Source organism: Flavobacterium sp. (assembly GCF_028712645.1).
Taxonomy (GTDB): domain Bacteria; phylum Bacteroidota; class Bacteroidia; order Flavobacteriales; family Flavobacteriaceae; genus Flavobacterium.
The window spans coordinates 1-12,442 of sequence record NZ_JAQTPQ010000014.1 but is presented as its reverse complement, the minus strand read 5'-3'; the positions used below and the strand labels follow the sequence as shown (position 1 = coordinate 12,442).

The window sequence follows — 12,442 nt, the reverse complement described above, 5'->3', positions numbered from 1 at the left end:
AAAAAGGACTCGTAATTACGAGTCCTTTTTTTATTTAAGTCAAATCAAATTAAATTGATTCTTCTTGCTTCTTTTTTGCTCTTTTCTCTTTGAATGCTTCCCAAGTCGCTCCACCAACCCAATAGGATACGAAACCAACCAAGAAAAACATCAACCAAAATCCCATTGTCAGGATGGTTAAGAAAAGTAAAAAGCCTAAATACTGTGAGAAATCAAACATTTTTTCCGGAATTTTTGAATGAAGTCACAAATGTAGGTGTAATATTTTTTCTTACCAATAAATAGTTAATAATATTTTTTTAAAACTACACTTTTTGTTATGAGTAAAAAGTCAAACTAGAAATTTAATTTTGGACAAAGAATTTTACAAATTTATCTTGTTGAAAAAAGCCGTTTTATAACTTTCACTTATTGGCAAACGCCTATTAACTATGAGTACTTTATTTTTTTGAATGGATTTAATGTGCTTCAAATTGATAATATAAGAACGATGAATTCTTGAAAATCCTTTATGTGACAACGTATTTTCTAATTTTATCAAACTCATCAGGGTTAAGACATATTTTCCGTCTGCGGTGTAAATTTTGACATAATCTTTCAGTCCTTCGACAAATAAAATATCAGCATAATTGATTTTAACATTCTCGTATTCTGCCCTAACAAACATAAAATTATTAGCTTCTTCTGTGACGATAATGGGAGAATTTGAATTTTGAACAGATTCTGGTGGAGAAAAGAGATGTTGAGCACGAACCACGGCTTTCAAAAATCGATTAAACGGAATGGGTTTAATTAAATAATCGACTGCTCCAAAATCAAATCCTTCGACAGCATAATTAGAATAGGCAGTGGTGAAAATAATTAATGGTTTTGTGTCAATAGCGTTTACAAAATCTATTCCTGTAAAATGAGGCATCTCAATATCTAAAAAAATCAAATCGACTTCGGTTGTTTTAATGGTAGAAATGGCATCAATTGCATTGTTAAAAGTACCTACTAGTTCTAATGATTCCACTTTACTCACGAAATCCATAAGCAAATCTACGGCTAATGGTTCGTCGTCTATAATTATACATTTCATATCTAAAAATTCTTATGTTTTTTTTTGTGATATGGTATCGCTTTCTTTTCATTGGTGTTTACTTACACAAACTTGTGTTTAATGGCGATTTCATATTTTATCAATTATGGTTTGAATTTGATCTAATTTTAGATTTAAATGTACCAAATAATTCTTGTCATTTTCTTCAATCGTAAGAATATGGGAATCAGGATATAATAATTTTAATCTATTTTTGATATTACTGATTCCAATACCTGAATTTTCAGGATCTGGAAAATTTTTCTCTACCCTATTTTCTACCCAAAAATCTAAGTTATTCTCCTCGATTACTATTTTTATTTTCACATGAGTATTCCCCTTATAATCGGTTCCATATTTAAAAGCATTTTCGATGAAAGAAATCAATAACAAGGGTTCTATAAATTTATTTTTGGTTTCTCCATGAATGTTTACATATATATTTTCAATGTTGTTCAAACGTAATTTCTGCAACTCTATATAATTCTGGATATAATTAATCTCTTTTTCCAACAAAACCGTTTTATTATCAGTTTCATAGAGCATATAACGCATTAATTCGGACAAAGTGACGATAGCATCTGGAACCAAATCCGATTTTTTGTGTGCCAAAGAATAAATACTATTCAAGGTATTGAACAAGAAATGTGGATTAGTTTGTTTTCTTAAATAAATAAGTTCGGCTGTTGTTCTTTGTGACTCAACAGAAAGTTTGTGTTGTTGATTGTTGAAATATTCTGAAAGAATTCTGATAATGGTGCTAATGGCAACAATTAGCAAGTAGAAAATTGCTGGTACAAGTTCAAAGAAGAAAATCTTCTTTTTAGGGAATATCTTGTTTTCAATAATCTCTTTTCCAGTTGCATCAAACATTTTGGGATGCACTATTTCTTTGAATTCAGGTATAAAATACAATGACCTAATGACCATAAAAATTGTTATCAAAACAATTAGAACCGTAAAATATTCGAAATCCTTTTTTTGCAAAAGCATATTGGGCACGAAATAATAATAATTTAAATAAAAAAGTAAAATTCCTGTTGCCCATTGAACAAAAAAGTCATTACCTATCTTGAATGGACTTTCATAAAACTGCATTAAAGAGACAAGAATGAAAAAAAACCAAATAAAAATATGTAAAATTATTTGGTTTTTCGAATTATTTTTCAACGAAATTAAATTCATTTATTTAGATATTTCTAATAAAATTAAATCATTTTTTGCAATCGTGGGAGATAAATTTTGTTTTATTCTTTCAAGAACTAAATTTCCAACTTTCAAAGCGTCTTCTTCGGTATTGAAACTTCTTTTCTCTGAGAGTGTAGGAATCACAGTTTGCTTGATTATTGTTCTGTTGTTTATCGCAATAATATAACCCCAACCTCCATTAACTTGTAATGATTTTACTTCATATTGATTATTTCCTTTACAAGAAATAAGGAGCAAAAAAACAATTACTATTTTTATAAATTTCATTTGTATATAGATTTAAAGTTGCCTACGGTTAAAACCGTAGGCAAAAAATAAAACTGTGCGTACAGAATTAATCATTATCAACTTGCTCATCATTAGGTTTAAACTCCCATGAATCATCAAAATAACTCGTTCCTGATCGTCCTAACATTATAAAGCCTCTGTTGTTTAAAGAAACACCAACAGCATCAATTCTTCCAGAAGCTTCTAAAGATGTTTTTTCTTTCCACAAATCTGTAGTGGGAGTATATTGCCAAACCGTTGTAGAATTATCTCCACAAGCAACATAACCAAGACCATTCATCACAAAACTACTTGCATTAGCTCTAATAATTTGATAATCTTCATTATATTCACCCGAATCTCCTCTATCAATATCTCTTAGTTTAGTCCAACTTTCGTTTGTTCCATTAAACAACCAAAAATCATATTGCATTACATTATTACTAATCCCAGTAACCAAATAAGCATTGTCATTGATTATAAAAACAGTTGCATTTTTTCTTTTATTACCTCCAAATCCTGGAGATAGTGTCCAAACATCGGTTGTAGGATTGTATTGGTAAAAATCTTTTAAATAATTCCCATCATAACCTGTTCCGAAAAAAGCTTTATTGGCCACTTGAAAACCAACTGCTCCATATCTTGCTGATCCAGCAAAATCAGCTTTTTGTGTCCAAGTATTAGTTGAAGGATTGTATTCATAAAAATCCTTAAGACGGTTTGAACCATCATATCCAAGTCCAACATATCCTTTACCGTTAATCTCAAAAGCGGAAGCAGAACTCCGTTTAACACCAATAAAATCAGCTTTTTGTTCCCAAAAATCACCGTCAGAAGTATAAGACCATAAATCATTTAAGTAAACATCACCCGTATATCCTGTAGCAACATAGACATCGTTTCCTATTACAAAACTTGCAGAACTTGACCTTGCTGGTCCATCAAAAGAAGATTTTTTTATCCAATTTCCTACTAAATCTTCAGTATTATCTGAATTACTGCAACTAGTCATAAAAAGTCCAATAAGAATTGTAACCAATGTTAGCACTTTTTTTAATTTAATCATAATGTATTGTTTTAATGTTTATATTTAATTGTTATCCCAAAATTGCAACCATCTTTTATATTAAAATCGAAAGTTGTATTGTAATTACTGTCTTGAAGAAGATATTTTCTATTAAAGTCATATCCTACTTTGAAATTTACAAACCAATTTGCATCCATATTTCTTTCATATTCTAATGAAGTGGTTTGCTGAGAAAAGCTAGATTTTGTACTATTCAAAGAAAATGATTTGAAAGTATTTTCTAAATTGTAAACATCTCCTGTAAAACTATTTTTTATATAAAAAGAATTTCTTGGATTATTGGAGTACTTAATATTCGTCTCTGGAAACCCAATACTAAAACTGAATTCTTTATTATATGCGTAATAATAAGAGAACACTGGCAGTATTTTTGGTTTTCCGAGACTAGTATTCCTACTTAATCCTAGTCTTATCTCTTTCTTTGGACTCAAAATAAAATCTATACTTAATCCTCCTAGCAAATCAATATCTGCCACATTCAAATTATATTCACTTGCTATGAAAGGTTCAATTTCAAAATTAAAATTCAGTTTTTCACTCTTCAAATAAGTAAGAGCAAACTTGTTTCTTATTTTATAATATTCTGTCAAAGAATTTGAGAAGTCATAATTGAAATAATTAATTTTTTTTGAATTAAACTTAAATTCATTTGCTATCCTAACTTTTGTATCGAATGTTTTACTATAATCTATTTCTAGACTTACCTCATTCGATTTTATGTTTTCTGTTGGTTGTGCGTTAATTCCAAAATCAATCGAATAATTATTTTGAGCACTTAGATTGCTGATTGCAAATAAAAACATCCATTTTACTGTTTTTCCTATTTTCATTATTTAAATATTGGAACAAATCTATCTAGGTTTCAAATCAAAAAAAAAGAATATATATAGACTGCCGTTTTTGTCAGATGAATGGGTAGATACTATCGCTAAAAAAATTAATTGGCTATTTTTTTCTGTTATAGTGTTTTCTATCAAATTTGTAGATAGAAACAAACCACTAGTATATATTATTGCTCAAAATATACAAACTCACTGTAGGTTTGCCTAAAAAAAATTATGAGGTATATTTTGTTTCTATTACTTTTTATTACAATTTTCACTTCTTGTCAAACAGATAATACTGAAGGTAATTTTGTTGTTGGATCAGATTATTTAAGTATAAATAATAAAGTAATTATGATAGACACCTTGACTGTAGATGTGTCAACTATTAACTTTGATTCATTAGCAACTTCAAACCAAGGCCGAATTTTAATTGGTAATTACAATGATCCTATTCTTGGAAAAGTAAAATCAGAAAGTTACTTCAAATTGACACCTGATACTTATTATATTAGCAGTTCAAGTTCAGATACCCAAACTACAAATTATGTATTCGATTCCATTGCTGTAATTTTAAGATATGATAGATATTATTATGGTGATACAACGAAAACTCAAACTATAAACATCCATCAATTAACTCAAAGTGTAAAGCCAAATATTGATGATACAAATTTCTATAATATTTCTTCCTTAACTTATGATAGCAAAAGTATTGGCTCAAAAACTTTTTATCCAAAACCAATTGGAAAAGACTCCATCAACATTCAAATTGATCCTGATTTTGGAAAAAAATTATTTGATAAATTAAATAATAATGAGATAACTAATTCTAATGAATTTGATGATTATTTCAAAGGTCTTGTCATAAAACCTTCTACAGATAATTCGGCAAATTTAATTGGATATACTACAAAGAGTGTTTTAAGACTTTATTATAAAATATCCAACACAGATTCGAAATATTCACTAATAAAAGATTTCAGCATCAGCGATATTACGAAACAATTTAATACTATTTCATTAGATAGAACGGGGACAATCCTTCAAAATTTGCCAGATTCAAGAAACAAATTAGCAAGTGAATTGACGGATAATAATGCCTATATTCAATCTGGAACTGGACTAGCTTGCCGAATTGATTTTCCTTTCATAAAGCAGTTAAAATACATCTCTGAAAAAGGGTTTATTGTAGATGCTGAATTGGTGATTAAACCTAATAAAAATAGCATTTCAACTTTATATCCTTTAAAGGACTCATTGCAAGTTTATGAATGTGATAACTTAAACCGAATTTCCAAAGTATTAACTAATTCTGACGGATCAAAAAATTTGGCAATACTAAATAATATTCCAGATGAATTTAATGAAAATATTGGATATAAAATTAATCTTGGTTCTTTTTTATCCCAAGAAATATCTAAAATTTATGGTTCAAAATCATCCTTGATTTTTGCGTTTCCAAATATTTCAAAAGGAGTAGATAGAATTGTTTTAGGAAACCAAAAGAACACAGAGAACAAACTAAAATTAAAAATTTATTATATCTCCTATTAGAATGAAAAACAAAATTTTGTTTCTATTATTTTTTACGATTCAATCTGTGAGTGTATTTTCTCAAAGTGTTTCTACTTCACCTTATTCTATTTTTGGCTTAGGGAGTTTGTATGATTCTGATTTTGGCTCACTCCCATCTATTGGCTCGTCGGGAATTGCTTTACCTTCAACAACATTCATAAACAATAAAAATCCTGCTTCACTAGCATTTATACACAAAAATAGTTTCTTTTTTGATATCGGATTGAAAGGAATGCAAACAACATATAGTAGTCAGACGTCAACCGAGAAAAGGAATAATTTTCAGTTTTCTCACCTTGCCATTGCATTTCCTTTAAATTCAAAATCAGGTATAAGCGTATCATTAAAGCCTTATTCAAGCTCAAATTATTTAATTTCAAATTATAAAATGGCAATTGGCAATAGCAATGAATCCTATTATTTAAATGCAACTAGCACAGGTGGGTTAAACAATTTTGATCTTTCTTATGGATATAAAATCCAAAAAAAAATCACATTTGGATTAACAACTTCTTTTTATTTTGGGAATATTAATGATAATAAAAAATTTACAATTGCAAATTCTATAACAAACATAGATAAAAAGAGTTATTATGACGGAATACGTTTTACATTAGGCAATCAAGTCAAAATTGATTCTGCTTTTGACATCGGGTTAACGATAAAAACCCCTTCTAAATTATCCGCATCAAAAATCCAATCAGTTACCACAGCAAACCAATCAGAAACCCAATATGTTGAGGAGAACGTTAATTATTCTGACATTACGGACTATTATTTGCCTCTTGAAATTGGTGTAGGATTCAGTAAATCATTTAAAAAAAATATCAATCTAACTTTTGATTATGAAAAAAGTTTTTGGAGCGACACCAATCAAAGTACTGTCTATGGTGAATTTAAAAATCAAGACAAATTTGCATTAGGATTATCCTATCTAAAACAAAAACAAAGTACCTATTATTTGGATAAAATCCATTATTTCACGGGCGTCAATTATGATACTGGATACCTTTTAATAAGCAATAAAAATATTACTAATATGTCGTTTAGTGCAGGAATCGGAATACCAATAGATAATACAAAATCCTTATTAAACATAACCTATTCTTATGGTCAAAAAGGGACAATTGGAAATGGTCTAATAAAAGAAAACTACCATAAAATTGGTATCAATTTAAGTTTAGAGTCAATATGGTTTGTAAAGCAGAAGTTCAATTAAAAATATTCTAAAAAATTAAACAAAATGGTAGCCAAATTTGAAAATATAAACAAAATATATTGCACTAGTGCTGGAACATTTAATAATAATGAAACAACAGGTGTAAAGCTTAATAATGGTGAAATTTTATTAATTAATGGTAAATCTGAATATTCAAAAAAAACACTTCTTACATTGATGGGATGTATAATAAATCCAAATGAAGGAATTCTTTCAATAAACGGGAAAAACACTAATTTATCGGGTTATGAAGAAATTATTTTAATTGAATCTCAAACAATAGGTTTCGTATTTCATCAACAGAATTTATTTGAAGCTATGAACACCGAAGAAAATGTAGCATTTTCATTAAGAGTTCAAAAATTAAAATCAGATGAAATAAGACAACGAACTAAGGAAGCTCTAAAAACGGTCGATATGTATGAACGCCGGAAAAAGATACCTAAACAGCTTTCTAAATTAGAAATACAACAAACTCTAATTGCCAAAGCTTTAGTAATTAATCCAAAAATCATTATATGTGACAAACCTACAGCTTTTTTAGATAGACAAAGCGGTGTTTTAATTATGAAAATGCTCAAAGAATTATCCAGACAAGGCAAAGCAATTGTTATTCTAAATCACGACTCTCGATTTAATGAATTTGCTGATCGAGGCGTTGAAGTAAAAAACGGCATAGTAAATGAATTTTCCTTGATGTAAAAACACTTTTTTTCAATTCTAGCTGACTAATTATTGTTCTTTTTTAAATACTAAAATTGGTTATTATAAATCAGCCGAAATTGCCCAAACCGCACACAAAAACGGAACTACTTTGAAAAAAGAAGCAATACGTTTGGGTTATGTTACCGCCGAAGATTTTGATGCTTGGGTAAAACCAGAGGATATGGTGGGAAGCTTGAAATAGTTAGGAGTTAAAACCTAACAGGTTTTAAAAACCTGTTAGGTTTGACCTTATTCATTCTTAACCCAAAAGCAATTCATACACTTGATTCGCGATTTCGATTTCCTCATTAGTAGGAACAACCAAAATTTTTGTTCTTGATTGAGGCGTATTGATTTCCCTGATTTCTTTGGAACGCATTTCATTTTTAGCTTCATCGAGTTCAATTCCAAAATACTCCATATCTGTACAAACCAATTGTCGTATATAAGAAGAGTTCTCTCCTATTCCAGCCGTGAAAATTATCGCATCCAAACCGTTTAAAGCCGCTGCATAAGAACCAATATATTTCTTGATTCGGTAAGCGTTCATTGCTAAAGCCAGTTGACAATCTGTATTTCCTTGTGCAGCATTCGATTCAATATCTCTCAAATCACTAAAACCAGTAAGCCCAAGCATTCCGCTTTGTTTATTCAACATCGTGCTGACTGCATCAAATGAATAACCCAAAGTATTTACCAAATAAAAAATTACTGATTGGTCAATATCACCACTCCGAGTTCCCATAATCAGACCATTCATTGGTCCAAAACCGAGTGTGGTGTCCATACTTTTTCCGTCCTTTATGGCTGTCATACTGCAACCGTTACCTAAATGTATGGTGATAATTTTAGAACTATTTTGCAAATACTTAATAGCTTTCTCCGAAACATACTTGTGACTTGTTCCGTGAAAACCATAAACACGTATTTTATTTTCAGTTAAAAGATAATTAGGAACAGCATATTTATAAGCCACAACAGGCATCGTTTGGTGAAAAGCTGTGTCAAAAACCGCTACCTGTTTAGCAGTATTAAAAATTGCTGTCGCCACATTTATTCCTTCCAAGTTAGCGGGATTGTGCAATGGTGCCAATTCAAAAAGCTGTTTAATTTTGTCTTTTACTTCTTTATTGATAATGGTTGTACTCGTAAAATTACTTCCGCCGTGAACCACACGATGACCAACAGCACTGATTTCTTGAGTGCTTTTTATCACACCCACTTTTTCATCCATCAACAAATGCGCGATTTTTTCAAGACCAATTTTGTGATTTTCAATTGGCAAAGATTCTTCAATTTTATTGGTATTGGTCACATAACTTAGATTAGAAGTCTCCAACCCTATTCTGTCAATCATTCCAGAACAAATGACCTCGTTGGAAGGCATTTCGATTAATTGGTATTTTATTGAAGAACTTCCTGAGTTAATTATTATTATTTTCATTGTTTATTTTTTTTCCTCACCCCAACTCTCTCCGAAGGAGAGAGAGACTGGATGGATATACATTCTGTTTATTTTTTAAATTTTTAATTTGCTTATAATCCTTGTGCTTGAATAGCTGTAATGACAACCGTATTTATAATATCGTCAACGGTGCAACCACGGCTTAAATCGTTTACGGGTTTGTTTAATCCTTGCAACATTGGACCAATTGCCAAGGCACCAGTTTCTCTTTGAACGGCTTTGTAGGTGTTATTTCCTGTGTTCAAATCAGGGAAAATCAAAACGCTGGCGTGTCCTGCTACTTCTGAATTTGGCATTTTACTTTGTCCCACTTCTGGATCAACGGCTGCGTCATACTGAATTGGACCTTCAATTTTTAAATCGGGACGTTTTGCTTTTACAATTTCAGTAGCTTTTCTTACTTTGTCCACCTCATCCCCTTTTCCTGATGAACCAGAAGAATAAGAAAGCATTGCTATTTTGGGTTCAATGCCGAAAGCCAAACTAGAATCGGCAGATGAAATGGCGATTTCTGCCAACTGTTCTGCCGTAGGATTTGGATTAATAGCACAGTCTCCAAAAATCGAAACTCTATCTTCTAAACACATAAAGAATATCGAAGAAACCACAGAAGAATTGGGTTTAGTTTTAATGAATTGCAAAGCTGGTAAAATGGTATGCTGAGTTGTGTGTGCTGCTCCCGAAACCATTCCGTCAGCATCGCCTTTATAGACCATCATTGTGCCAAAATAAGAACCGTCTTCCATTAAATCTTTGGCGATTTCCATTGTCATTTTCTTTTCTTTTCGCAACTCATAATACGTTTTTACATAATCATCATAATGCTCTGATTTTATTGGATTGATGATGTGAACTTTGGTAAAATCGAAAGTCAAACCCAACTCATTTACCTTATTTTCAATTTGTTTTTTATTTCCAATGATAGAAATATCGACCACATCCATTGACAATAATCGTGCTGCTGCAATAATTATTCTATCATCATTTCCTTCAGGCAAAACAATGTGTTTACGATGTTTTTTGGCGCGTTTTACCAAATTGTATTGGAACATTTTTGGAGTCATTCCTTCTGCTTCAAACTTGATGAACTTCTCAGTCAAATTATCTAAATCTACATATCTTTCGAAAGTGTCGATAGACGTCTGAATTTTTTGTTTATTATTGGCATAAATTTTAGGTTTTATATCGCCAATTTTATTAGAAATCATATATGTTCCTCCTTCAACCGCAATAATAGGTACAATTGTAGAAAGTCCCTCAATCAGTTTTAGAATACTGTCTTCTGGAACAATATTACCCGTCAAAACTATTCCTGAAATCGATGGATAATTTATAGATTCATTAGCTTGCAATGCTCCAAGAATAATGTCTGCTCTGTCACCAGGGGTTATCACAAGGGCATTATCTTTTAAATTCAATAAATAATTTCGCAATTGCATTGCTCCTATACTAAAACTCCCAATTTGATTATTCAAAAATGACGCACCAAATAAAACGGTAGCATTCAACGCTTTTACAATCTCTTGAATCGTTGGATTGTTTAAACTCGAAACAATTGGAATTGAATTAATTAAAATTGTTTCGGGCAAGCTTTTTTTCAATCCGTCGGTTACTAATTCAATGTTTTCAGGTTGCACTTTATTGGCAATAACTGCCAAGACTTCCACCTCTTTTACCTTGAAAGAATCATAAGCCAAATAAAGACTGTCAACTAATTCCTCTAATGTTTTTCCGACACCAGAGCCAACAATAATGGTTGGAATTCCTAGATTCTTTGCAATTAGAACGTTCATATCTAATTCGATAACCGTGCCTTCTCCTGTAAAACTGGTTCCTTCTACTAAGACAAAATCAAATCGTTCTTCGAGTCGTTTGTATTTTTCGATAATTAAATCGATTACTTCTCCTAGTTTTCCTTTGTTCTTCTTCTTGATTAATTTGCTTTTGGTAATGGCATAAGCATCGTGAAATTCGATATCTAAACCAAAATGATTAATTACCGTTTCGATATGATTGTCTAGATTTCCTTCGTCAAAATCTTCAACTATAGGTCTAAAATAACCCACTTTGGCTGTTTTGTTAATAAGCATACTCATTATGCCCAAAGTGATAATAGATTTCCCGCTATTTTCTTCGCTGGTGGCGATATATATGGCCTTATTCATTATTTGTATTATTAATTTTTAATTATTTCTATTTTTTATATTTGATTAATTATTGTCTTAAGTTAAAACCAACGGCGTCTTTTAAAATAATAAAGCATTGCCAATACTATCAAAATCATAATGCCAACAACGGTATAATAACCATTTTGATATTCTAATTCTGGCATATATTTAAAATTCATTCCGTAAACTCCCACGATAAAAGTAAGCGGAATAAAAATGGCCGAAACAATGGTCAGGGTTTTCATAATCTCGTTCATCTTGTGGGTTTGTGCCGAGAAAAAGAAATTCGATGCACTTTCAAGCGAACCCATATCCGATTCAATTTGGTCTAAAAGTTCTAAGCTTTTTTGGTGTAAACGAACAAAAAAACTAAAATTTTCATCTTCGATTACATTAAACACATTATCATCTTTTATGCTTTTTATATCGTACAAAGAATCTCGCAACGGAATGATGGAACGTTTCAAGAAATTAAAATTATCTCTGTGTTTCTCTATTCTTTCTAGGATTATTGGGTCGGCGCTATTCTTGGTAAGATTAATCAATTCTTCTATTTTATCTTCCTCGTTTTCAATGGTAATGTAAAAATTTTCCATAACAGCGTCGAGAAGAATGTATAGCAAATAATCAGATTTTTTTACCCTAACAATTCCAGAATGAGTGCGAATTCGCTCTCGAATATGAGTGAAAAAATCGGAACGTTTTTCTTGAAAAGAAATCAAAATCCCTTCTTTTATCAAAAAACTAATTTGTTCTACACTTATATTATCAGAGTTCTCAGCAGGTAATAATGATTTTATGTTGAAAAACAACACGTCTTGTTGTTCTTCTATCCTCGT

Annotated in this window: 12 protein-coding genes and 1 pseudogene; 4 read left to right on the top strand and 9 right to left on the bottom strand. The window is 30.7% G+C overall.

Translation table 11 applies throughout. From position 1 onward, the window contains the following. Positions 1–49: 49 nt before the first annotated feature. The 6 genes from PHC28_RS02035 to PHC28_RS02010 form a co-directional block, all read right to left on the bottom strand. Positions 50–220 (bottom strand): hypothetical protein, encoded by a 171-nt coding sequence (locus PHC28_RS02035; RefSeq protein ID WP_300096291.1) that lies wholly within the window; start codon positions 218–220, stop codon positions 50–52. A gap of 144 nt (positions 221–364) precedes the next feature. After that, complete coding sequence (locus PHC28_RS02030; RefSeq protein ID WP_300096287.1) at positions 365–1,081, bottom strand: LytTR family DNA-binding domain-containing protein; 717 nt, start codon at positions 1,079–1,081, stop codon at positions 365–367. Between the two features lie 90 nt (positions 1,082–1,171). After that, positions 1,172–2,266 carry a sensor histidine kinase gene (locus PHC28_RS02025; protein ID WP_300096285.1) on the bottom strand — a complete coding sequence of 365 codons (1,095 nt, stop codon included), beginning with the start codon at positions 2,264–2,266 and terminating at the stop codon, positions 1,172–1,174. Next, the gene (locus tag PHC28_RS02020) at positions 2,267–2,557 is read right to left on the bottom strand and encodes a DUF4907 domain-containing protein (protein WP_300096282.1); all 291 of its coding nucleotides are present in this window, start codon (positions 2,555–2,557) and stop codon (positions 2,267–2,269) included. Between the two features lie 67 nt (positions 2,558–2,624). After that, the gene (locus PHC28_RS02015) at positions 2,625–3,623 is read right to left on the bottom strand and encodes a kelch repeat-containing protein (protein ID WP_300096280.1); all 999 of its coding nucleotides are present in this window, start codon (positions 3,621–3,623) and stop codon (positions 2,625–2,627) included. A gap of 11 nt (positions 3,624–3,634) precedes the next feature. Next, the gene (locus tag PHC28_RS02010) at positions 3,635–4,474 is read right to left on the bottom strand and encodes a DUF6268 family outer membrane beta-barrel protein (RefSeq protein WP_300096278.1); all 840 of its coding nucleotides are present in this window, start codon (positions 4,472–4,474) and stop codon (positions 3,635–3,637) included. 228 nt (positions 4,475–4,702) lie between these two features. Here PHC28_RS02010 and PHC28_RS02005 point away from each other — a divergent pair, with 228 nt between their 5' ends. The 4 genes and pseudogenes from PHC28_RS02005 to fumC all read left to right on the top strand — a co-directional run. After that, a complete protein-coding gene (locus tag PHC28_RS02005; protein ID WP_300096276.1) occupies positions 4,703–6,025 on the top strand; it encodes a DUF4270 family protein in 1,323 nt (440 codons plus the stop codon). A gap of 1 nt (position 6,026) precedes the next feature. After that, positions 6,027–7,265, top strand: coding sequence for an aromatic hydrocarbon degradation protein (locus PHC28_RS02000; RefSeq protein WP_300096274.1), 1,239 nt, complete (start codon positions 6,027–6,029; stop codon positions 7,263–7,265). Between the two features lie 24 nt (positions 7,266–7,289). Then, complete coding sequence (locus PHC28_RS01995; protein ID WP_300096272.1) at positions 7,290–7,967, top strand: ATP-binding cassette domain-containing protein; 678 nt, start codon at positions 7,290–7,292, stop codon at positions 7,965–7,967. A 43-nt stretch (positions 7,968–8,010) separates the two neighbouring features. Continuing rightward, positions 8,011–8,172: pseudogene (gene fumC / locus PHC28_RS01990) on the top strand (class II fumarate hydratase); the annotation flags it as partial. A gap of 57 nt (positions 8,173–8,229) precedes the next feature. On the opposite strand, the gene PHC28_RS01985 reads toward fumC, so the two are convergent. From PHC28_RS01985 to corA, 3 genes are all read right to left on the bottom strand, one after another. Then, positions 8,230–9,414, bottom strand: coding sequence for an acetate/propionate family kinase (locus PHC28_RS01985; protein ID WP_300096270.1), 1,185 nt, complete (start codon positions 9,412–9,414; stop codon positions 8,230–8,232). Between the two features lie 92 nt (positions 9,415–9,506). Beyond that, entirely contained in the window at positions 9,507–11,600 is a 2,094-nt protein-coding gene (gene pta / locus PHC28_RS01980) for a phosphate acetyltransferase (RefSeq protein WP_300096268.1), read from the bottom strand. Between the two features lie 62 nt (positions 11,601–11,662). After that, on the bottom strand, positions 11,663–12,442 hold a 780-nt coding region (gene corA / locus PHC28_RS01975; protein WP_300096265.1), incomplete at its 5' end, for a magnesium/cobalt transporter CorA.